Source organism: Pseudomonas sp. GW456-12-1-14-TSB6 (assembly GCF_059424205.1).
In genome coordinates this window covers 19,453-40,991 of record NZ_JBWKZE010000026.1, presented here as the reverse complement: position 1 = coordinate 40,991, position 21,539 = coordinate 19,453, and the positions used below count along the sequence as shown (strand labels likewise).

Sequence of the window (21,539 nt, the reverse complement as noted above, 5' to 3'; positions counted from 1 at the left end):
CAAAAGTAGACACCAACCTGTTGGTTTGCATCGCAAGCTGACCAACGGTGTAACCGGCTCTTGCGCTGCAAGTGCCGCGCTTAAGCGGTTCCTTGATCGCGTTTGCCCTCTCCCTCTCCTCCTGCGCTGTTTCACATTTTTTTCACGAAGCGCTTTGTTGCTGTAAAAAACCCTGACACAATTATTGGCAATGATTCTCAACTGCTCTTTGTTTGCTATTTAAAATCAGGAAGCCTCAATGTCGCGCCCAGCCTCGCCGCATCGTTTCAACCCGTCACGCAACCTCCTGTCCATGGCCATCTGCATGGCCGTCATGGCCCCGGCGCTGGCCGATGAAACCCGCGAGGCGCAGGACACCGCCCCGCCCCCCGCCACCCTCGAGCTCGGCGCGACCGCCATCACATCGACACAGCTGGGCAGCACCACCGAAGGCTCCGAGTCCTACACCACCGGCACCATGGCCACCGCCACCAAACTGCCGTTGACCCTGCGCGAAACACCGCAAGCCGTCACCGTCATCACCCGCCAGCGCATGGACGATCAGGCGATGACCAGCATCAACGACGTGGTCAACGCCACGCCAGGGCTGTTCCTCGACTACTCCAGCGGCCCAGGCCGACAGGCCTACAAAGCCCGGGGCTTCAACATCGACAACCTGATGTACGACGGCATTCCAAGCGGCTACGACGGCGTGAACGTCGGGTCCCAGCCGAATCTGGCGATGTTTGATCGGGTCGAGGTTGTTCGGGGTGCGACCGGTCTGGTCACCGGTGCCGGCAACCCTTCGGCGGCGATCAACCTGGTGCGCAAACGGCCATTGGCCGAGCAGCGCGTGACCCTGACCGGCGCCGCCGGGACCTGGGACAACTATCGCGGCGAGCTCGATGCTTCCAGCCCGCTCAACGACAGCGGCACCCTGCGCGGCCGGGTGGTCACGTCCTACCACGACGCCAACAGCTTCATCGATGACGTAGACGAACAACACAACCTGTTCTACGCCGTCACCGAAGCCGATCTGAGCGAAGACACCACTCTGACCCTCGGTTTCTCGCACCAGAAGGACAGGACCAACTACTTCTGGGGGTCATCAATGATCGGCCTCGACGGCCATCACCTGGATCTGCCGCGCTCGTATAACCCCGGCACCTCCTGGGAAGACAAAGATCAAGAGATCAACACCGTATTCGCCGAGATCCGCCAGCAACTGGCCAACGACTGGAAACTGCAGGTCAACGCCAACTATTCCGAGCAGAACGCGCTGTTCTCCGGTTCGTACCAGTCGCGCTGGGTCAACGACAACCTGGCCCGCACGGTTTACCAGTCCAAGGCCGATGAAAACCAGGCCGGTCTCGACGCCTTCTTCAGCGGCCCGTTCGAAGCCTTCGGGCGCAGCCATGAACTGGTGGTCGGCGCCAGCAAACGCATCTACGACCTGACCACCCACAACTACTCACCCTACGACACCAACTGGCCGATCAACGCCGGCAAACCGGACTTCGTTCACACCAACAACACGCGTGAAGTCACCACTCAGGACGGCGTGTACCTGACGACCCGCCTGAGCCTGGCCGACCCGCTGAAGCTGATCCTCGGCGGGCGTCTGGACTGGTACGACTACGACAACCGCGATGGCGACGGCGACTACAAAGTCACCCGCAACGTCACCCGCTATGCCGGTCTGATCTACGAGCTGGACGACCATCATTCGGTGTACGCCAGCTATAGCGACATCTTCACCCCGCAGAGCAACAAGGGCACCTCCGGTAACCCGGTCAAGCCGATCGTGGGCAAGAACTACGAGGTCGGCATCAAGGGCGAATACCTGGGCGGCGCGCTGAACGCCAGCCTCGCCGTGTTCCGCGTCGATCAGGAAAACCGCGCGGTGCAAGTGTTCGTCCCGAACTGCCCGCAGTCGTCCTGCTATGAAGCCTCCGGCGAGATCCGCAGCCAGGGTATCGACCTCGAGCTGCAAGGCGCGCTCACCGACAACTGGCAGGTCGGCGGCGGCTACACCTACGCCCGCACGCACACCATCAAGGACGAGGCGAACCCGCAGAACGTCAACAAGCAGTTCGACACCGACACCCCGGAGCACCTGTTCAAACTGACCACCCGCTACAACTTCCAGGGCCCGCTGGAAAAACTGCGCGTGGGCGGCAACATCTCCTGGCAGAGCCGCATGTACAACGACATCGAACTGCTCGATGGCGGCAACTACCGCCTCAAGCAAGGCGCTTACGCCGTGACCGACCTGATGGCCGGCTACCGGGTCAATGACAACCTCGATCTGCAACTCAACGCCAACAACATCTTCGACCGCAAGTACTACTCCACCATCGCCAACTCCGTCAGCTACGGCGGCGACAGCTATGGCACGCCGCGCAACATGATGCTCACGGCCAAGTACACCTTCTGACTTGTCCAGGCGCAGGGACGCGCCACCCCGCCAACATGCCCCCCTTCATGCCCTACATACCAAAGCGTTAATTTCAAAAACCCATGTCTGGTGGTCAGTCGTACCCCTTTGCCCAAAGATTGCCTTCGGCCAGGGCGGCAGCCTTGCGCCGCCTGTGCGATTTCAATAACTCAATGGGTGTTCAAAATGACTGACGAGAAAAACGGAACCACGCGTCGTGGCTTGATCACGACGGGTGCCATGGCCGCTACCCTGGCGGTGGCATTGCCAGCGCTGGCGACGCAGCAGACACCGGCATCCGCGTCAGGGGGCAGCACAAGCGCCGGTAACGCCAGCGGTTCGGGAATGTTCACCGTCAAGGATGGCACGCAGATTTTCTACAAGGACTGGGGCCACGGCCAGCCGATCATTTTCCACCACGGCTGGCCCCTTTCCAGTGATGACTGGGATGCGCAAATGCTGTTTTTCCTCAGCAAGGGCTTTCGCGTCATCGCCCATGATCGACGTGGTCATGGTCGCTCCTCGCAAACGGCCATGGGCAACGAAATGGACACCTACGCCGCCGACGTTGCCGAGTTGATGGCGCACCTGAACATCCGCAACGCCGTGCACATTGGCCACTCCACCGGTGGCGGTGAAGTGGCACGCTATGTCGCGCGGTATGGTCGCGGCCGGGTGGCCAAGGCTGTGCTGATCGGTGCTGTGCCGCCGATCATGCTGCGCACCGCAAAAAATCCCGGCGGCCTTGCAATGGAAGTCTTTGATGGTTTGCGCAAGGCGCTCGCGCAGAATCGCAGCCAGTTTTATCGTGACTTCCCGAGCGGACCGTTCTACGGCTTCAATCGCCCAGGTGCGAAAGTGTCTGAGGCGATCGTCGAAAACTGGTGGCGTCAGGGCATGAACGGCGGGATCAAGGCGCAGTACGACTGCATCAGTGCGTTCTCCGAAACCGACTTCACCGATGACCTGAAAAACATCGATGTGCCGACCCTGGTGCTGCACGGTGAAGATGACCAGATCGTGCCGATCACCAATTCGGCTCACCTCTCAATCAAATTGCTCAAGCACGGTACGCTGAAAACCTACCCCGGCCAGCCCCATGGCATGTGCACCACAAACGGCGACACCATCAACGCGGACCTGCTGGCGTTTATCAATGCGTGAGGTTCCAGGGCCGCGCCCTCACGACAAGCCACGTACAGCCCCCTGAAAAGAAAAGCTCCGATCGAGTCGGAGCTTTTTTATTGGGCGAATCACACAGCCGTTGCAGTTATCTACCGGGCCATCATCAACGTCTGATCGAAGGGCAACGCCGGGCGTAATTTTGGCACTACCTGCAATTCAATCGGCGTACCGAAAAACGCCTGGCAGCGCGAACGCAGCCAACGCTGAGCGCAATCGTTGTGCGCAGCGGCACGCCAGACCATGGAAAGCTCCCGCGACGGCAGCAACAGAGGGGCCGGTTCAGCCCTGACACCCTCAACCGAGGCCATGGCCCTGGCCACGTAATCCGGAACGATGACCAGCATGTCGCTCTGCGCCAACAACCTTGGCAAGGCACTGAACTGCGGCACTGCCAGCACCACTTTGCGCCGACGTCCGAGCAGGTCCAGCGCGTGGTCGGTATCGTCTTTGGCTTTGCCCATGGATGACACGATGGCGTGCGGTCGCTCGCAGAACTCATCGAGCGCCAGCAGGCCCGGGCGGGTATCCGAGCGCAGGAGCATTGGCCGGATCGACCGCAGACTCTTGCGTCGGGCGTTGGCCGGCAGATCGAGCGTAGGGCTGATGCCCAAAGAAATCTCGCCATTGAACAGCCGCTGCGACATCTGCTGCTGATCGACGCGCAGCACCACCAAGGCAATATTCGGCGCCTCGCTACGAAGCTGGCGCAGCAATCGCGGGAGCAACGCGTATTCGACATCGTCGGACAGGCCGACCTGAAAGGTCACCTCGCTGGTAGCTGGGTCGAAGGGCTGGCAACGGCTCAACGCCGCGACAACGCCATCCAGCGCCGGCGTCAGGTTGGCGAAAATTTCCTCGGCCCGCCTTGTCGGCTCCATCACCCTCCCCGCACGAACGAACAACGGGTCGTCGAAAAGCACGCGCAAACGGCCCAGCGCTGCACTGATGGTCGGTTGACCGAGAAACAGTTTCTCGCCGACCCGGCTGACGTTGCGCTCATGCATCAGCGTCTCGAAGACCACCAGCAGATTGATGTCGACACGACGGAGTTCATTTCTGTTCATGAAGTTCACCACCCGGCACGCGGCCATTGAGATCGACGGAGAGCTCATAAAGGTTAAGGGCGAGCCTGCCGGGCGTCTGTGGTACTTGGGGACAGCGAGATCATGCGTTAGGTGAGTGTTTTGATACTTGTGTATGAACCGTTTGAAACGATAGCTGCATCGGGCCGCGCAAAGACCGGTGCAATGGCCGTTTTTTCGGGTTTTTTGTCCTAGCTGACGGCGTGCTGCGCCACTACGATGCTTAACCGTCTATCTACTCACGCCCACACCTGCGCAACGTGTCGCACGGCGCTATCGCCAGCGGGACCGTGTCTCTGGTCGGGCATCAACCCGCACGAGCAAACACCGGCCGCCCGGCCAAGGGATTCGCCACAACGTCACAACCTTTTGGGAAAAGAGCAATGAACAACAATCCCATCAGCAACAACCCCAGCGAGCCGGTGGTATTCATCGTCGACGACGATGCCGCGTTGCGCGAATCCCTCGGCAGCCTGTTGCGCTCCATTGGTCTGCGGGTGGAGCTGTTCGGATCGGTCGCCGAGTTCATGACGTATCAACGTCCGGACACGCTGAGTTGCCTGGTACTCGACGTGCGCCTGCAAGGCAGCAGCGGGCTGGATTTCCAGAGTGAACTGGCCGCCGCCGGCATCAACGTGCCGATCGTGTTCATCACCGGACACGGCGATATCGCCATGACCGTGCGCGCCATGAAAGCCGGCGCGGTGGACTTCCTCACCAAACCGTTTCGCGAGCAGGACCTGATCGATGCCGTCTGCGCCGCACACTCGCGGGACAAGCAGCGTCGCGAGTCCGGGCGACATGCCGATGAGCTGCGCGCACGCCATGGGACGCTGACACCCCGCGAGCAAACGGTCATGGCACTGGCGGCCTCGGGCCTGATGAACAAGCAAATCGCCGGGGAAATCGGCCTCAGTGAAATCACTGTGAAGATCCACCGGGGCCAGGCCATGCGCAAGATGGGCGCGCGCTCATTTGCCGACCTGGTGCGCATGGCCGAAGTCATCGCGGCGCTGCCTGCACATCGGTGACCGAATGAAACGATACGGTATGGCTCAAGCCGCCGTGGCTGGCCGGCACCATCAACACTCAAGTTCCGAACAACTAACACTTGGGTATAGCCGGTTCATACGCAGTCATACTGCAAATGACCCAATGCAGCAGTGCCAGCGTAGAAGTCTTCGAATAAGATCTTTATTCAAATAATCATTACTCAATACAACGATTGGTGAACGACAGACAGTCGCCAACAACCGTCATGCCTGAAAAACAACTTCAGACTTTTTAACCTCTTCATCAATACGCCTTTCATAGCGTTTGCCTGCTTCATCGAAAGAACACGACCTGCCGTCCGATAGCAAAAATCTGGAAGAATAAATGTCTATCATCAAACGTCGCGCACAACTTCTTTGTTCAGACGCCTTCACCTGGCTTTGCGCCATAGCGGTCGGCAGCATGATCTATATCACCAACGCGTACCTCGATCTGGACGTTGCGCCGACGTTGTTCTACATCACGCTGGTATTCATGTCAGCGAACATCTTCCCGGTACCGGTATTTCTTGCCGTCGCGTTGGGTTGCCTCACACTGCTGACGGCCGACTTCCTGGTCGATGAAGGTTATCGCGATCACCGCAGCATCGCCGGATTCGTCAGGTGCCTGATCGCGCTGACGACCATTTCCCTGCTCGCGTTGCGCAGCAAACGCGCCACTGAAACGCTGCGGCGCAAGGAAGCGTTCTTTCTGGGCGCACAGAAACTTACCCACACCGGCAGTATCGGTTTCATCATTGATAAAAAAGTCAGCGTGTCATGGTCGCAAGAGTCGTCGCGTATTTTCGAGTATTCGCCGGACGTCACCCCGACACTGGCGCTGGTCAAGTCACGCACTCATCCCGACGACCTGCCGGTTATCGATCAGGTGCTGGAGCAGTTTGCGCGCCGGCAGGAGCTGGTCGAAGTCGAGCATCGGCTGCTCATGCCGGATGGTCGGATCAAGCACGTGCAGATGATCGCCAGCCCGTTGCCCAGACATCGCGGTCGCACGCAATACGCCGGGGCGCTGATGGACGTCACCGCCAGCAAACAGTCGGAAGAGGCGTTGTTTCACTCGCAAGCCACCCTCGCCCACGTCACGCGCCTGACTTCCATGGGCGAACTGGCGGCCTCCATCGCCCACGAAATCAATCAGCCGCTGGCAGCGGTCATTACCAGCGGTGAATCCTGCAAACGCTGGATCAACCGGCCCGAACCCAACCTGGAAGAAGCCCGCCGTTCGCTGGACCGGATCATTCAAAACTCGGTCAGGGTCTCCGATGTCATCGCCTGTATTCGAGCGTTATCGCGACACAGCGAGGTGCAGCGCAATGTCGAAGTGTTCGACGACATCGTCAGTGACTCGCTGACACTCATGCAACACGACATCTGCTTCCATGAGGTTCGCCCGCACGCCCAACTGGGCACAAGCAGCGCACTGATCAAAGGCGACCGGGTGCAGCTGCAGCAAGTCATCATCAATCTGATCATCAACGCCTGCCAGGCCATGGCCAACGTGCATGAACGGGCCCGGACGCTGCGGATCACCACCTCGATCCTGCACAACGAGGCCGTGCTTGAAATCGCCGACTCCGGCGTCGGCATTGCCGAAGACATCCTGCCTTCACTGTTCGATCCGTTCTTCACGACCAAGCCAACGGGCCTGGGAATGGGGCTCTCGATTTGCCGCTCGATCATTGAATTCCACGGCGGGCGCATCTGGGTCAACAGCACCGAGGGCGTCGGCACGCAGTTTGTGTTTGCGATTCCATTGGCTGCGCTCGAACACGATCAATGACCGTCATACATCCCTGACGTCGCCCGGTGGCGATATGGAGATCCGCATTGTCTATCGAAAGTACAAACCCTGGCGCTGGACCCGAAACCCCGCAATCAGGCCGTACCGTTGTTTTCGTCGCGTACCCGCAAATGGGCCTGCTGGATCTGACCGGTGCGCAGACCGTGTTCTGGGCAGCGACCTGCAGACTGGCGCAACTCGGTTTGCCCGGTTATGCCTTGCACACCGCGAGCCTGCAAGGCGGACCGGTCCAGACCGGCGAAGGCCTGGTGGTGCAAACCCGGCGGCTGGATGAGCTAAGCGACGAGCCGATCAATACGCTGATTGTTCCGGGCTCGGCGTCCATCCGCCAGGCCATGCTCGACAACGCGCCGCTGGTGGACTGGTTGCGCGTCACCTCAGCCACGGCCAGCCGTACGACGTCGGTGTGCAGCGGCGCTTTTTTCCTGGCCCAGGCGGGCTTGCTCGATGGCCTGCGCGTGGCGACACACTGGTTGATGGCTGACATGTTCGAGCGGCTGTTCCCCAGGGTCGAGCTGGATCGCGAGGCCATCTTCGTCCACCAGGCATCGGTGTGGACCTGCGCTGGCGTCAGCGCTGGGATCGATCTGGCGCTGGCACTGGTCGAGGCCGATCACGGTCGCGAGCTGGCCATGCAGGTCGCCCGGCGCATGGTGGTGTACTACCGACGCCCGGACAACCAGAAACAGTGGAGTCCGCTGCTGCAATCACAACATTCAATCGCGCACGAGCGCTAGCCGGAGACGGTGGTCATGAACGCACCGCACAAACTGTATTTGGTCAGTCACCCGCCCTGCGTCACCCGCTATGGCACGCACACATCGTTGTCCACCGCTGAGCGCGTGGAGATCATCGACGCATTGACGCAGACCCTGAGCGCGACGCTGAGCATTCTGGCGCGGCTCAGGCACAGCCAGCAGACACTGCACGCTGTCAGCTTTTTACCGGTGCAGACGCTGTTTCGCAGGCTGTTGAATGCCAATACCCGTTACGCCGACTTTCTCGTCACCGGCATCACCGACCTGGGCGGCCATGCCCAGCGCGACGCGCTCTACCACCTCAATGAGGCTCCCGAACCTTTATGCTTTGCCGACTGCCTTAAAGGCATTGACCGCGCCCTGCGCCGACTGCGGGCCGCCGATGCCTTGTTCCGCGACTGTCGCGCCAGCGCAATTGCCAACAACGATTGCGCCAGCCGACAACTCTTTGAAGCCTGCACTCGACATAACAGTTACTTTCTTTCGTTAATCAACAACCATTTATTTGCTGAACATTGATTAACTTTCGCAACTAACAAAAAAACCAACTAAACATACCCACGTATACTATCCCACAATTTTTGAAAGCGTATCTTGCAAGTATGGCGGGCGCGACAGACACCCGCAAAGAACGCAAGGTTTCCCATGTTCAACTCAGCTATTGTTTCAGTTGTCGATGATGACGAACTTGTTCTGGTTTCAATGGACAGTTTGTTGCGGTCTTGCGGTTATACGGTCAAGACATTCAACAGCGCTTTTGCATTTCTTGAATCGAGCGCGCCAGAGCAGACCGGGTGTCTGATTTCCGACATTCAGATGCCGGGCATGTGCGGGGTCGAAATGTACGAGGCACTGGCGGCCAGGAAGATCCACATTCCGACGATCTTCATCACCGGCAAGCCAGGCCTGCCCCCTGAATTCAGCACCCGTGTGAAGACGCCGGAAGGCTACTTCTCCAAACCCTTCCATACCGAGGCACTGCTGGCCTGCATCGCGCAGGCGCTGATGCGCGGACGTTGAGCCCCAAAAAAGAGCCGCCTCCCTGCCCGACCGATAAACCTCAAAGTAAAAAAGGCCCCGCAAGTGATGAACTTGCGGGGCCTGATTTTTATCGAGCCCGGCCGAATGCAGCCAGGCCGCCGACAGCCGATCAGTAATCCCAGAACGCTGCAATCCAGCGGAACGCATCGCCATCGACCGCCACGCGGCCCACCGACGGGAACGGCAGGTGGGTGGCGACAAACCACTCGCCACTCGCCGCCGCCTCACGCATCAGGCGTACGCGGACACGCACCGACTCTTCAGGATCATGCTCGAAACCGTTGTGCCATTCCGGATGCTCGAAGGCCACCGGAAACAGGGCGTCGCCAGCAAAGGTCAGGCGTTCGCCGCCCGAGTTGACGTAGACAATGCTGTGCCCCGGCGTATGCCCGCCGGTGAGTTTCACCACCACCCCCGGCGCCACTTCGTATTCATCCTCGAAGGTGCGCACCTGGCGGCGGTAATCGTTGATGAACTGATTGGCCGTCGCGCGCAGAACGTCAGGCACCGGCGCCGGCATGACGGTCTGGGTGAAGTCCGGCGTCTCCCAGAACTCGACCTCTTTCGCCGAGACGTGGATACGCACGTCCGGACGCAGCCGGCTCTTCACTTCATCCACCAGCAGACCGCCGACATGGTCCATGTGCATGTGCGTGATCACGATGTCGGTCACGGCTGCCAGATCGATTCCGGCCGCTTCCAGCCGTTTCGGCAGCTGGCCGGCCCGAGGGAAACCGGGAAACTGCCCGCCCAGTCCGGCGTCGACCAGTATGATCTGCTCGCCGCTGCGCACCACCAGCACGTTGAGTGCCCAGTCAAACGCATCAGGCCCCAGGAACATGTCCTTGAACCAGGCGGCGCGAGCCTGCGGGTCGGCATTTGTGGACATGGTCGAGGTCGGCAGCGGCAGCACGCCGTCGCTGATCACCACCACGTCGATGTCGCCGACCTGCAGTGCGTAGCGCGATGGCACCAGCTCCTGCGCCGGAGCGAATGGCTGGCGGGTGACGGACGCCTGCCGGTCATCGGTTGCGTTGGTTTGATTGGAGTGATTCAGATACGTTGACATGGTCGCTTTCCTCTTGGCTGAGTCAAAATTTCCCGGACGAATGCCCTTGCTGGCGCAAGCGCTGAATGGCGCGCCTTGAAATCGAGTGTGCATCGCGACCACGACGTCCAACACCATACGCGGGTATAGGGCTTGAACCACATCGACCGAGTAACGCCGCTGTTGAGGTGGCTGTGGCCCATACCAATGTATATTCGCGCTCCTGCCCGCAAACACCGACACTACGGCGCACCGGATCGCCGAAAAGCGGGCGATCATCAGGTCCCTGAGCAGTCATGAACTCTATTTTTCACCAACCCGACCCTCTCACCTGCTTGCTCGCGCAACCGCGCATGCTGGTGTTCCTGGCGTATCCGCAGATGGGCTTGCTGGACCTGACCGGCGCACAAACCGTGTTCTGGGCTGCGTCCAAGGCGATGGCCGAACGCGGCTTGCCTGGCTACGCGTTGCACACCGCCAGCCTGGAAGGCGGATTGATCGCCACCGCCGAAGGGCTGTCGGTCAACACCTTGGCCCTGCGCACCTTTGACGAGACAACCATCGATACGCTGATCGTGCCCGGTGCGCCGAACATCCGTCAGGCCATGCTCGACAACGTTGCGTTGGTCGACTGGCTGCGCGCGGCATCGGCCAAGGCCAGACGCACCGCCTCGGTGTGCAGCGGCACCTTTCTGCTGGCCCAGGCCGGGCTGCTGGAAGGCTTGCGCGCAACCACGCACTGGGGCATGTGCGACATGCTCAAGGGTGGTTTTCCGAGTGTCGATGTCGACCTTGATGCGATCTACATCCAGCAAGGCAACGTCTGGACTTCCGCCGGGGTCACCACCGGGATCGACATGGCGCTGGCGCTGGTCGAGGCCGATTGCGGCCGCGCCGTGGCGTTGAAGGTGGCGCGGGAGCTGGTGGTTTTTCTCAAACGCCCTGGCGGTCAGGCGCAGTTCAGCCAGTTGCTGCAAGCGCAGATCGACGACAGAGGCTGCTTCGAAGAATTGCACCTGTGGATCAGCGAAAACCTCGGCGACCCGCAATTGAGCGTCGAATCGCTGGCCCGACAGGCGCAGATGAGCCCGCGCAATTTCGCGCGGGTCTACAAACGCAAGATCGGCCGCACGCCGGCCAAGGCACTCGAGCTGTTTCGCCTGGAAGCGGCGCGACGAATGCTCGAAGACTCTCAGCGCAACATCGACCAGATCGCGCAGTTGTGCGGGTTCGGCGACGAGGAACGCATGCGCGACACCTTCTACCGTCACCTCTCGGTCTCGCCCCGGGAATACCGCAGCCGGTTCTCGCGCTGACGCCAAACAGCGCAATGGCGCCGGGCTCGCAGACGTTCAAATACTGTCGCTATACACACGTATAAGTACGCCGCCGAACCGAGCGGCGTATCGTGCGGCAATGCGGGCGTCCTCGACGGGCTACCCGAGATCAGCCCTGGTAAAGCAATGTCCCACACCGCTGTTGTATCGGTTGTCGATGATGATGAGTCCGTGCGCATGGCGCTGGACAGCCTGTTGCGCTCTCACGGCTACACCGTGCAGTTGTACCCGAACGCGGAGGCTTTTCTGGCGATGAAGGCGCCGCACCGCCCCGGCTGCATCATCTCGGACATCCAGATGCCCGGTCTGTCCGGCATCGAGATGTACGATGAGCTGTGCGCCCGAGGCGTGCGCATCCCGATCATTTTCATCACGGGTTACCAGGGGCGTCCGCCACGGGTCAACGCAGCATTCCCCGAGCCCCTCGCCTATTTCCCTAAACCCTTCCCGTGCGGCGAACTCATCACCTGCATCGAAAGCGCATTCAATCGCGCCGTTTGACTGCCCTCTTTCTATACCTGTGTATACCCCAACCCATACCTAAGCATGTCGGCACTGACCCTATGTAGAAGTGTCGCGCCGCACCTTCCCCGATAGCATCTTCCCCAGCGAATCGAACCGGCTCTGCGGTTGTTCACAACCACCTGCTTCGTGCAGAGCAGCAGACGGTCACGCATGAACGGACAATCCGTTCAACGACCAGAATTTCCACAGGAGTCATCCGATGAAACAGCACATTTTAGTGATAGGCGCAGGGTTTGGTGGAGTCTGGAGCGCCCTGAGCGCCGCACGTCTGCTGGACCAGCATGATCGTAACGACGTGCAGATCACCGTCCTCGCGCCCCAGGCAGAACTGCGCATCCGTCCGCGCTTCTACGAGCCGAATGTCCACAACATGAAAGCGCCGCTGGGTGAACTGTTCGATGCCGTGGGCGTGAAATTCGTCAAAGGCATCGCCGACAACATCGACACCGCCAGCAAGCAAGTGACCTACAGCGATGCCTTCGGCACACAAGGCACGCTGAACTATGACCGACTGGTATTGGCTGCCGGCAGCCGAGTAATCCGGCCACCGCTCAAAGGCATGATCGAACACGCCTTCGATGTCGATCAGATCGAAGAAGCAGCACGCCTCGAAGCCCATATCAAGTCGTTGAAGGACCAGCCGTCGAGCGCTGCGCGTAATACCGTGGTGGTCGCCGGTGGTGGTTTTACCGGGATCGAAACCGCCACCGAAATGCCGGCCCGCCTGCGTGCCGCACTGGGTGACGATGCGCCGATCAGGGTCATCGTGGTGGATCGCGCGCCGCAAATCGCCGCGACGCTGGGTGACGGTATTCGGCCCTCCATTGTGGAAGCGTCCCGAGAGTTGGGCATTGAATGGATAGTCGACGCCTCGGTGGCCTCGGTCGATGCCGGCGGCGTGACCCTGGCCGACGGCAAACGGATCGAGTCCAGCACCGTCGTCTGGACCGTTGGCTTCCGCGCCAGCCCGCTCACCGAACAGATTCCGGGCAGCCGTGATCCGCAAGGTCGCCTGCACGTCGACGGTCACCTGAAAGTGCTGGGGCACGTGGATGTCTTCGCTGCCGGCGACGTCGCTTATGCCGCCACGGATGACCTCGGAAACTACGCCGCGATGTCCTGCCAGCATGCAATCAGCCTGGGCCGTTATGCCGGCAACAATGTGGCCGCTGACCTGATCGGTGTCGCACCGGTCACCTACCGCCAGCCCAAGTACGTGACCTGCCTTGACCTCGGTGCCTGGGGCGCGGTGTTCACCGAGGGATGGGACCGTCAATTGAAACTGGTCGGGCAAGAGGCCAAAGACCTCAAGACCCAGATCAACACCGTGTGGATTTACCCGCCGGCCGCCGATCGTGCAACCGCACTCGCCGCGGCCGACCCATTGATTCCGGTGGCCTGATCACCCGACGGTTCACACTTCCCTATCGCTGCGCATTCCCAGGCGCCCGCCACGGTTTTTTTGGCGGGCGCTTTTTTATGCAGAACTCACAAAGCGTCGGGCGGCAATAAACGGCTCTCTAGCGTTGACGCGATGGATCCGCCACCAGAATGTCTTCCAGAAAGTCGATGAACACATTAATACGACTGGAGCCCCGGTGATTGGGTAGATACAACGCATTGATGCAGCAGCTCGCATTACCGGGGTTGACTTCATAACCCTCCAGCAGCCGCGTCAACCGACCGGCCTCGACGTCGGCGCGCACCAGCCAGTCGGCCAGCAGGGCCACCCCGCGCCCCGCCACCGCTGCTTCGCGCAGGATATCGGCGTTGTTGCTTTGCAGGCGGCCATGGACATTGAGCTGGATGGTTTCCTCGTCGCCCTGGAACGTCCAGTGCTGGTGCGAACCCGCGTAGTCGAAGCGCAGGCATTGATGCTCGAGCAAGTCTCGTGGATGCGCCGGCATAGCGTGACCGCTCAGGTAATCCGGACTCGCCACCACCCAGCGCTGGAAGCCGCCCACCCGCTTGCTGACGATATCGTCACTGACCACCGATGATCCCAGGCGCACCGAGACATCGATCTGCTCGCTCAGCAGATCGCTGACCTGATCGCTCAACGACACACTGATTTCAAGCCCCGGATGGCGGTCGAGCAATACCCCCAGTTGCGGCGCAATGATCTGCCGGCCGAACTCCACCGGCACGCTGATGCGCAGGCGTCCCTGCGCTTCGCTGCCACGGTCGGCGACAACCGCGTCGGCCTCATCGATGGCATCGAGAATGGCCACCGCTTTCTCGAAATAGGTTTGGCCGGCGACCGTCACGCTGGTGTTGCGTGTCGTGCGGTTGAGCAGGCTGGCGCCCAATTCGTGTTCCAGCCCCGCCACCTGGCGTGTCACCGAAGAAGTGGAGATGCCGAGTTTGCGCGCCGCCGAGGAATAACCACCGCAACGGACGGTTTCAACGAACATCTTCAGTGCCAGCAACTTGTCCATAAGTGGAGCCCGATCGAAAGGAAACGGTGATGATTGTGCATCACCGTTCGCCAATCGTCTTGTAGGACCGTGCTTCATCGGACTCAGCGGTGCCTGCGGTTCAGGCATCGGCTTTGCGGCTCAGGAACAACGCCAGGGCCAGCGCCGGCAGCAACGCCACGGACACGGCGGACAGGTTCCAGCCAAAATGCTCGTAAAGCGGACTGGCGACCAACGATCCCAGCGCGCCGCCGACGAAGATGCTGGTCATGTACACGGCATTCAGCCGGGCCCGGCTGTGCGGATCGAGGGCGTACACCTCGCGCTGACCCAGCACCATGTTCAGTTGCACGGCGAAATCCAGCAGCACCGCGCAAACCACCAGCCAGACATAACTGCTGCCCGGCAGCGCGGCGATCAGCAACGAGGCTGGCGCCAGCAACAGTGCAACGAGCGTCCCGCGCCGACCGTGCCCGGCATCGGCCAGCCGCCCGGCAATCGGCGCTGCGACCGCGCCGACGGCGCCGACCAGGGCAAATATCGCCACTTGTGCCTGACTGAAACCGTGGTGCCGCATCAGCTCAATCGGTGCGAGGGTCCAGAACAGGCTGAAGCTGGCGAACAGCAAGCCCTGATACAGCGAACGCTGGCGCAGAACCGCGTGCCGACGGGCCAGCGCAAACACCGAGCCGATCAGCGCAGCGTACGTCGCCTGATGGCTCGGGACGCGGCGCGGCAAGGCAATCGCCGTGATCAGGGCGATGACGGCCATCAGTGCCGCCGCGCTGAAAAACACCCCGCGCCAGCCGAACACTTCCACCAGCAGACTCGACAGTGGTCGCGACAGCAGAATGCCCAGCAACAGGCCACTCATGATGTTGCCCACCACCCGGCCACGGCTCGCCTCGGGCGCCAGATGCGCGGCCAACGGCACCAGAATCTGCACCGCCACCGAAGTCAGGCCGATCAGCAACGACAGGACAAGGAACATCGACGGCGAATGCGTCAGGCCGGCGCACAACAGCGTCACGCTCGCCGCGAGGGTAAACCCGACCACCAGCCGACGGTTTTCCATCAGGTCGGCCAGCGGCACCAGCAACAGCAGGCCCAGCGCATAACCGAACTGCGTGAGTGAAACGATCAGACTGGCATTGGCGCTGGACAGGCCGATCTGCGGCGCGATCAGTTCGACGATCGGCTGAGCGTAATAAAGGTTGGCCACGACCGCGCCGCAGCAGAATGCCAGGAACGCGACCATCAGGCCGGAAAGAGAAGCGGATGGTTCGGCCTTGGCCGCCGCTGCCGGATTGCCCGTGAGCATGATGACACCTCGATGAGTTGGGAAAGTGACGCCAAGGCTAAGGGTCGCGCAGGCCTTCGAGTATCCATCCCAAAGGCAATTGAGTGATGCGCCAAATGCAACGACCCTCGGCGTTGCACTTGGCGCAACGTGCTATTGCGCGGTCTGGCAATACTCGGACGTATGCACCTTCTCTACCCTTGGGCACCTGGCGCAGGGCTTTGCATCGGCGCCCTTCCCCGGTCGTTCAGGAGTTGTCGAAGATGCCGAATCCGTCCCTCACGCCCACCGCGTGCCTCTTGGGCAACCGCTCATGAACGGCCATTTCATGAAATCCAGAGCGCTATGGGTCAGCGCGGCAGCCCTCGCGTCGATCGGTGCGATCGCGGCCCTGGCGCTGATGTGGCGGCCGGCAATTGCGCCGGTCGAACGCCCGCAAACCTTCGATTCCGCACAACTGCAACGCGGCGCGCGCGTCGTCGAGGCGGGCGACTGTGCGGTGTGTCATACGCGGCCCGGCGGCCAATACCTGGCCGGCGGACTGCCGCTGGTGACGCCGTTCGGCACCCTCTACAGCACCAACATCACCCCGGATCCACAGACCGGCATCGGCCAATGGTCGTTGCCGGCCTTTGAGCGGGCGATGCGTGAAGGGATCTCCCGCGACGGCCACTTCCTGTACCCGGCCTTCCCCTACGTTCATTACCGGCGCATGAGCCAAGACGACATCGCCGACGCCTATGCGTACCTGATGAGCGGCCCGGCCGTGGACTCGCCGCCACAACAGAACCGCATGAACTTCCCGATGAACATCCGGCCTCTGGTGTCGTTCTGGAACCTGCTGTTCCTGCATGGGCAGCCGATGACGCCGCTGGCGGAGCAATCGCAGGGGTGGAATCGCGGGCGTTACCTGGTCGAGGGGCCCGGTCACTGCGCGGGCTGTCATTCGCCGTTGAACCTGATCGGCGCCGAAAAGTCCGGCGAAAACCTGGCCGGCGGCAGCGTGGATGGCTGGGACGCGCCTTCACTGCTGGGCATGGCGCACCGGGCAAACCCGTGGAGCAGCGAGCAACTGGTGAGTTACCTGCGGGCCGAAGTGGTCGACGGACACGGCACGGCAGCGGGCCCGATGCGCCCGGTCAGTCTCGGTCTGGCGCGCTTGCCCGTGGAAGATGCCCAGGCGATTGCCGAATACCTGCTGAGTCTGCCGGCGAAAACCGCGATCAACGAAATCCCGAGCGCCAGCGCTGAACCTGCGGATCGATCCTCTGGCGCGCTGCTGTTCGCCAGTGCCTGCGCCGGCTGCCATGCCCAAGGCGCGCCGATGCGTGACATCGACGGACGCCCGGCACTGGATCGCACCTCGGCGCTGCAGTCCGCCAGCCCGCGCAACTTTGTGAAAACCGTACTCGAAGGCATCCTGGCAGAACCCGGCCAACCGGGACCGGTGATGCCCTCGTTCGCCGCCAGTCTCGATAACACCCAACTCAACGCCCTGGCCGTCTACCTGCGCCATCAGGCCAGCCCCGATCAACCGTGGACCGACCTCCCTGCCACCCTCCAAGCGCTACGTCAGGAGACGAAATGACTCAGATCACCCTCAACGTCAACGGATCTTCCCGGGCTCTCGAGCTGGAACCGGACATGCCGCTGCTCTATGCGCTGCGCAATCACCTGGGCCTGAACGGCGCCAAGTACGGGTGTGGCCTGGGCCAATGCGGCGCCTGCACCGTCATCGTCGATGACCAACCGGTGTTTTCCTGCCTGACACCCTGCGCGGGTCTTGAGGGCAAAAAGGTGCGGACGGTCGAGAGCCTGGGCACGGCCAAACGCCCCGGCACTCTGCAGCAAGCATTCATCGACAAGCAGGCCGCTCAATGCGGTTACTGCATCGCCGGCATGTTGATGCGTGCGCAGGCACTGCTGGAAAGCAATCCGCATCCCGACGGACAGACCATTCGCGAACACATGTCCGTCAACCTGTGCCGCTGTGGCACGCATTTGCGCATCATCGAGGCGATCAGCGTTGTCGCCCGGCAAAACGGGAGTGCGCAATGACCACGATCAATGAGGTCGATCACAGTCGCCGTGCGTTCCTGCGCGGGGGCGCGCTGCTGGTGGCGTTTGCTTTGGTGCCGGTCTCGCGCCGCGCCCTGGCTGACACCGAAGTCGATACCCTCGGCACGGTCGTCTTGGCGCCGGACCTGCCCGGCAGCCTGCGCACCAACCCCTGGCTCGATGCGTGGATCCGCGTCGGCCACGACGGCATCACCGTCTACACCGGCAAGGTCGAACTGGGCACCGGGGTCAAAACCGCGTTACTGCAAATTGCCGCTGAACGGCTGGAGGTCTCCCCGACCGCGATCAACCTGCTCACCGCCGACACCGCACTCACGCCGAACGAAGGCTACACCGCCGGCAGCCACACGATTTTTGACAGCGGCACCGCGCTGTTCAACGCGGCGGCACAAGTGCGCGAGATGCTGCTGGAATCGGCCGGACGCAGCTGGAACGTTGCGCCGGCGCTGCTGACGACTCGCGACGGCAGCATTCTCGGCCCGACCGGGCAACACATGTCTTACGCCGACGCCGTGCAGCAGGTCGATCTGCACCGCTATGCAACGTCCGAGTCACCCTCGATGCCGCCGGCGTCGTTCAAGCTCATCGGCCATTCGCTGCCACGCCTGGACATTCCGGGCAAAGTCAGCGGCGGCGCCGCGTTCGTGCAGGACATTCGCCTGCCGGGCATGCTTCACGCCCGGGTCATCCGCCCGCCGCGTCCCGGCTGCACGCTGGAAGCCATCGATATTGAATCGATCAAGGCGCTGTCCGGGGTGGTGCAGGTGATTCGCGACGGCAATTATCTGGCCGTGGTGGCGCGGGACGAATGGCAGGCGATCAAAGCCATGCGTCATGGATACGCATCGGCGCGCTGGAGCGGCGGACAGGCGATTCCCGAATCGCGGGACATCCACACCTTGCTCAAACGCCTGCCCTCGCGTCGTTATCCGATCAGCCATGAAGGCACGCCCCAGGGCGCGACCGCCAACCAATACCGCGCCCGGGTGACCAAGCAATATCTGATGCATGGTTCGATCGGTCCGTCCTGCGCCGTGGCCTGGTTCAAGGACGGCACCCTCACCGTCTGGACCCACACCCAGGGCGTGTACCCGTTGCGCGCCGGAATCGCCGAGATGCTGCGGCTGCCACCCGAGCGCGTGCGCTGCATCCACACTGAAGGCTCCGGCTGTTACGGCCACAACGGCGCGGACGATGCAGCAGCCGACGCGGCGTTGATTGCCATGCGCGTACCGGGCACGCCGGTGCGGGTGCAATGGATGCGCGAGCAGGAAAACCTCTGGGAGCCCTACAGCTCGGCGATGGTCACCGAGGTGCAAGCCAACCTTGACCCACAGGGTCGGCTGCAGGACTGGAACTATGAGCTGTGGACCACGCCGCACAACGAACGCATCGTCAACGCCGGGCGCTTGCTGCCCGCACGCCTGCTGGCCCGGCCGTTCGCTTCCGCACCGTCGGTGCCGATCGCTCAGCCCGAAGGCGACGGCGATCGCAACGCAGTGCCGCTGTACACCGTGGCCTCCTCGCGGATCGACATGAACTTCGTCACCGAAATGCCGTTCCGCACCTCGGCCATGCGCTCGCTGGGCGCCCACATCAACGTCTTCGCCATCGAAGCCTGCATCGACGAGCTGGCCGCCAAGGCCGCAGTCGATCCGGTTGCCCTGCGCCTGGCGCACCTGACCGATCCTCGGGCACGGGCTGTTGTGGAACGGGTGCGCGATGCAATCGACTGGCCGCACAAAAGCAGCGACCCCGGCGCAGGTCTTGGCTTCGCCTTCGCGCGCTACAAAAACATCATGGGTTACTGCGCCATTGCCGTGCGTCTGCGGGTGCATCCGCAAACCGGCGAAGTGCAGATCGATCACGTCGTCACCGCAGTGGACGTGGGGCAGATCGTCAGCCCCGATGGCCTGCGCAACCAGGTCGAGGGCGGGATCGTGCAGTCCACCAGCTGGACGCTGTATGAAAAGGTCGCCTATGACGCCGGCGGCATCCGCAGCTACGACTGGAGCGGCTACCCGATCCTGCGTTTCTCGCAACTCCCCAAAAAGGTCGACGTTCACCTGCTCGACCAGCCGGGGCAACCGTTTCTGGGGGCCGCCGAAATCGTCCAGGGCCCCATGGCGGCTGCCATCGGCAACGCCGTGGCGAATGCCACCGGACGGCGCTGGCTGAACCTGCCCCTGACCCGCTCGCAGCAGCCTGCCTGAACCGCGCCACGTTGCATTTCACGCAATGCAGCGTGGCGTCGCGTGTGGATTATCAAGCACCGGACAGCCGCTTAACGTAGGGCCATCCGGTGTCGGACCCAATGTCCGACACCGCCCTGCCGATCCTTTTCGAAGACTGGAGAACCCCATGACACAACAACTGTTCCGTCCCATCGCCCTCGGCCCCTACACACTTCCCCATCGGGTGGCGATGGCGCCGTTGACTCGCTCCCGTGCCGGGCAACCGGGCGACATCCCGACATCCATGAACGCCGAGTACTACCGCCAGCGGGCGAGCGCCGCGCTGATCATTACCGAGGCGACGCAGATTTCCCGTCAGGGCCAGGGGTATGCGTGGACGCCTGGCATCTACAACGACGAACAGGTGCAAGCCTGGCGCGAAGTCAGCCGCCAGGTACACGAGGCTGGCGGGTTGATCTTCATGCAGCTGTGGCATGTGGGCCGCGTATCGCACCCAAGCTTTCAACCGGACAACGGGCTGCCGGTGGCGCCGAGCGCATTGCCGGTGCCGGGCAAGACCTTCATCGTCGATGCCGAGGGCAACGGTGTCTGGGGCGACGTGCCGGTGCCGCGCGCACTGCAGGTTGCGGAAATCGCCGACATCATCAACGACTACCGCCGCGCCGCCCGCAATGCACTGAACGCCGGGATGGATGGCGTGGAAATTCACGCGGGCAACGGCTATCTGCTGGACCAGTTCATCAACAGCAACAGCAACCAGCGCACCGACGGTTATGGCGGCACCCTGGAAAACCGTGCGCGCCTGTTACTGGAAGTGGTGGCGGCCGTGGTCGACGAAGTCGGTGCCGACCGTGTCGGCGTGCGCCTGACGCCCATGGGCCGCTTCATGGGCATGGGTGATGAATCGCCGGAAGCCACGTTCGGCTACATCGTGAGTTCGTTGAACCGCTGGAAACTGGCGTATCTGCATCTGGTCGAGCCGGCCGTGGTCGGCACCGTCAAGGACGAGAATTTCGATCCACGCTGGGACGCGATCATCGCTCAGTTGCGTGATGCCTGGGGTGGCGTGCTGATGATCGCCGGCGGCTACGACCCCGAGTCGGCGGAACAGGCCCTGGCCGACGGTCGCGCCGACATCATCGCGTTTGGCCGACCGTTTCTGGCCAACCCTGATCTGCCTCGGCGAATCCGCGAAGGCCTGACGCTCAACGCACCAGACCCAAGCACGTTCTTTGGCGGCGATCAGCGTGGTTACGTTGACTACCCGACCCACGCCTGACCCGCTGACCGCAGGGCGCTGACC

At 62.0% G+C, this 21,539-nt stretch carries 18 protein-coding genes; 14 read left to right on the top strand and 4 right to left on the bottom strand.

The window, feature by feature from the left end; all coding sequences use genetic code 11:
• The first annotated feature begins 238 nt into the window (after positions 1-238).
• On the top strand, positions 239-2,416 hold the full coding sequence (locus tag AC07Y2_RS21790; protein ID WP_103386859.1) for a TonB-dependent siderophore receptor: 2,178 nt from the start codon (positions 239-241) through the stop codon (positions 2,414-2,416).
• A 345-nt stretch (positions 2,417-2,761) separates the two neighbouring features.
• Positions 2,762-3,580, top strand: a complete 819-nt coding sequence (locus AC07Y2_RS21785; RefSeq protein ID WP_207273894.1) for an alpha/beta fold hydrolase — start codon at positions 2,762-2,764, stop codon at positions 3,578-3,580.
• A 110-nt stretch (positions 3,581-3,690) separates the two neighbouring features.
• On the opposite strand, the gene AC07Y2_RS21780 is transcribed toward AC07Y2_RS21785, so the two are convergent.
• Positions 3,691-4,665, bottom strand: a complete 975-nt coding sequence (locus AC07Y2_RS21780) for a LysR family transcriptional regulator (protein WP_103386890.1) — start codon at positions 4,663-4,665, stop codon at positions 3,691-3,693.
• Between the two features lie 401 nt (positions 4,666-5,066).
• On the opposite strand from AC07Y2_RS21780, the gene AC07Y2_RS21775 reads away from it, so the two are divergent.
• The 5 genes from AC07Y2_RS21775 to AC07Y2_RS21755 all read left to right on the top strand — a co-directional run bounded on the left by AC07Y2_RS21775 (position 5,067) and on the right by AC07Y2_RS21755 (position 9,314).
• Positions 5,067-5,714, top strand: a complete 648-nt coding sequence (locus AC07Y2_RS21775; protein ID WP_103386857.1) for a response regulator transcription factor — start codon at positions 5,067-5,069, stop codon at positions 5,712-5,714.
• 346 nt (positions 5,715-6,060) lie between these two features.
• A complete protein-coding gene (locus AC07Y2_RS21770) occupies positions 6,061-7,515 on the top strand; it encodes a sensor histidine kinase (protein WP_103386856.1) in 1,455 nt (484 codons plus the stop codon).
• Positions 7,516-7,562: 47 nt separating this feature from the next.
• Positions 7,563-8,273 carry an AraC family transcriptional regulator gene (locus tag AC07Y2_RS21765; protein WP_103386855.1) on the top strand — a complete coding sequence of 237 codons (711 nt, stop codon included), beginning with the start codon at positions 7,563-7,565 and terminating at the stop codon, positions 8,271-8,273.
• 15 nt (positions 8,274-8,288) lie between these two features.
• Positions 8,289-8,813, top strand: coding sequence for a hypothetical protein (locus AC07Y2_RS21760; RefSeq protein ID WP_039772157.1), 525 nt, complete (start codon positions 8,289-8,291; stop codon positions 8,811-8,813).
• A gap of 126 nt (positions 8,814-8,939) precedes the next feature.
• Positions 8,940-9,314 carry a response regulator transcription factor gene (locus AC07Y2_RS21755; RefSeq protein ID WP_039772155.1) on the top strand — a complete coding sequence of 125 codons (375 nt, stop codon included), beginning with the start codon at positions 8,940-8,942 and terminating at the stop codon, positions 9,312-9,314.
• Between the two features lie 130 nt (positions 9,315-9,444).
• Here the strand turns inward: AC07Y2_RS21755 and AC07Y2_RS21750 are convergent, their stop codons facing one another.
• Positions 9,445-10,404, bottom strand: a complete 960-nt coding sequence (locus AC07Y2_RS21750) for an MBL fold metallo-hydrolase (protein WP_074690860.1) — start codon at positions 10,402-10,404, stop codon at positions 9,445-9,447.
• Positions 10,405-10,679: 275 nt separating this feature from the next.
• Here AC07Y2_RS21750 and AC07Y2_RS21745 point away from each other — a divergent pair, with 275 nt between their 5' ends.
• From AC07Y2_RS21745 to AC07Y2_RS21735, 3 genes are all read left to right on the top strand, one after another.
• The gene (locus AC07Y2_RS21745; RefSeq protein WP_039772153.1) at positions 10,680-11,699 is read left to right on the top strand and encodes a GlxA family transcriptional regulator; all 1,020 of its coding nucleotides are present in this window, start codon (positions 10,680-10,682) and stop codon (positions 11,697-11,699) included.
• 147 nt (positions 11,700-11,846) lie between these two features.
• Positions 11,847-12,221, top strand: coding sequence for a response regulator transcription factor (locus AC07Y2_RS21740; RefSeq protein WP_039772152.1), 375 nt, complete (start codon positions 11,847-11,849; stop codon positions 12,219-12,221).
• Between the two features lie 223 nt (positions 12,222-12,444).
• Positions 12,445-13,647, top strand: a complete 1,203-nt coding sequence (locus AC07Y2_RS21735) for an NAD(P)/FAD-dependent oxidoreductase (protein ID WP_039772150.1) — start codon at positions 12,445-12,447, stop codon at positions 13,645-13,647.
• 118 nt (positions 13,648-13,765) lie between these two features.
• Here the strand turns inward: AC07Y2_RS21735 and AC07Y2_RS21730 are convergent, their stop codons facing one another.
• Positions 13,766-14,683 carry a LysR family transcriptional regulator gene (locus AC07Y2_RS21730; RefSeq protein WP_103386854.1) on the bottom strand — a complete coding sequence of 306 codons (918 nt, stop codon included), beginning with the start codon at positions 14,681-14,683 and terminating at the stop codon, positions 13,766-13,768.
• A 100-nt stretch (positions 14,684-14,783) separates the two neighbouring features.
• Positions 14,784-15,983, bottom strand: a complete 1,200-nt coding sequence (locus AC07Y2_RS21725; RefSeq protein ID WP_103386853.1) for an MFS transporter — start codon at positions 15,981-15,983, stop codon at positions 14,784-14,786.
• A 307-nt stretch (positions 15,984-16,290) separates the two neighbouring features.
• On the opposite strand from AC07Y2_RS21725, the gene AC07Y2_RS21720 reads away from it, so the two are divergent.
• The 4 genes from AC07Y2_RS21720 to AC07Y2_RS21705 all read left to right on the top strand — a co-directional run bounded on the left by AC07Y2_RS21720 (position 16,291) and on the right by AC07Y2_RS21705 (position 21,515).
• Positions 16,291-17,550, top strand: coding sequence for a c-type cytochrome (locus tag AC07Y2_RS21720; RefSeq protein WP_103386852.1), 1,260 nt, complete (start codon positions 16,291-16,293; stop codon positions 17,548-17,550).
• Complete coding sequence (locus tag AC07Y2_RS21715) at positions 17,547-18,020, top strand: (2Fe-2S)-binding protein (protein ID WP_103386851.1); 474 nt, start codon at positions 17,547-17,549, stop codon at positions 18,018-18,020. Before AC07Y2_RS21720 ends, AC07Y2_RS21715 begins: the two co-directional genes overlap by 4 nt.
• The gene (locus tag AC07Y2_RS21710; RefSeq protein WP_103386850.1) at positions 18,017-20,254 is read left to right on the top strand and encodes a xanthine dehydrogenase family protein molybdopterin-binding subunit; all 2,238 of its coding nucleotides are present in this window, start codon (positions 18,017-18,019) and stop codon (positions 20,252-20,254) included. Before AC07Y2_RS21715 ends, AC07Y2_RS21710 begins: the two co-directional genes overlap by 4 nt.
• A gap of 148 nt (positions 20,255-20,402) precedes the next feature.
• Positions 20,403-21,515: an alkene reductase gene (locus AC07Y2_RS21705; RefSeq protein WP_103386849.1), complete on the top strand. Its 1,113-nt coding sequence runs from the start codon at positions 20,403-20,405 to the stop codon at positions 21,513-21,515.
• Positions 21,516-21,539: the final 24 nt, after the last annotated feature.

What these genes read in the sequence shown, in the direction of transcription:
- AC07Y2_RS21790 (WP_103386859.1), top strand. Translation starts at nt 239, where the DNA reads ATGTCGCGCCCAGCCTCGCCGCATCGTTTCAACCCGTCACGCAACCTC.
- AC07Y2_RS21785 (WP_207273894.1), top strand. Translation starts at nt 2,762, where the DNA reads ATGTTCACCGTCAAGGATGGCACGCAGATTTTCTACAAGGACTGGGGC.
- AC07Y2_RS21780 (WP_103386890.1), bottom strand. Translation starts at nt 4,665, where the DNA reads ATGAACAGAAATGAACTCCGTCGTGTCGACATCAATCTGCTGGTGGTC.
- AC07Y2_RS21775 (WP_103386857.1), top strand. Translation starts at nt 5,067, where the DNA reads ATGAACAACAATCCCATCAGCAACAACCCCAGCGAGCCGGTGGTATTC.
- AC07Y2_RS21770 (WP_103386856.1), top strand. Translation starts at nt 6,061, where the DNA reads ATGTCTATCATCAAACGTCGCGCACAACTTCTTTGTTCAGACGCCTTC.
- AC07Y2_RS21760 (WP_039772157.1), top strand. Translation starts at nt 8,289, where the DNA reads ATGAACGCACCGCACAAACTGTATTTGGTCAGTCACCCGCCCTGCGTC.
- AC07Y2_RS21755 (WP_039772155.1), top strand. Translation starts at nt 8,940, where the DNA reads ATGTTCAACTCAGCTATTGTTTCAGTTGTCGATGATGACGAACTTGTT.
- AC07Y2_RS21750 (WP_074690860.1), bottom strand. Translation starts at nt 10,404, where the DNA reads ATGTCAACGTATCTGAATCACTCCAATCAAACCAACGCAACCGATGAC.
- AC07Y2_RS21745 (WP_039772153.1), top strand. Translation starts at nt 10,680, where the DNA reads ATGAACTCTATTTTTCACCAACCCGACCCTCTCACCTGCTTGCTCGCG.
- AC07Y2_RS21740 (WP_039772152.1), top strand. Translation starts at nt 11,847, where the DNA reads ATGTCCCACACCGCTGTTGTATCGGTTGTCGATGATGATGAGTCCGTG.
- AC07Y2_RS21735 (WP_039772150.1), top strand. Translation starts at nt 12,445, where the DNA reads ATGAAACAGCACATTTTAGTGATAGGCGCAGGGTTTGGTGGAGTCTGG.
- AC07Y2_RS21730 (WP_103386854.1), bottom strand. Translation starts at nt 14,683, where the DNA reads ATGGACAAGTTGCTGGCACTGAAGATGTTCGTTGAAACCGTCCGTTGC.
- AC07Y2_RS21725 (WP_103386853.1), bottom strand. Translation starts at nt 15,983, where the DNA reads ATGCTCACGGGCAATCCGGCAGCGGCGGCCAAGGCCGAACCATCCGCT.
- AC07Y2_RS21720 (WP_103386852.1), top strand. Translation starts at nt 16,291, where the DNA reads ATGAAATCCAGAGCGCTATGGGTCAGCGCGGCAGCCCTCGCGTCGATC.
- AC07Y2_RS21715 (WP_103386851.1), top strand. Translation starts at nt 17,547, where the DNA reads ATGACTCAGATCACCCTCAACGTCAACGGATCTTCCCGGGCTCTCGAG.
- AC07Y2_RS21710 (WP_103386850.1), top strand. Translation starts at nt 18,017, where the DNA reads ATGACCACGATCAATGAGGTCGATCACAGTCGCCGTGCGTTCCTGCGC.
- AC07Y2_RS21705 (WP_103386849.1), top strand. Translation starts at nt 20,403, where the DNA reads ATGACACAACAACTGTTCCGTCCCATCGCCCTCGGCCCCTACACACTT.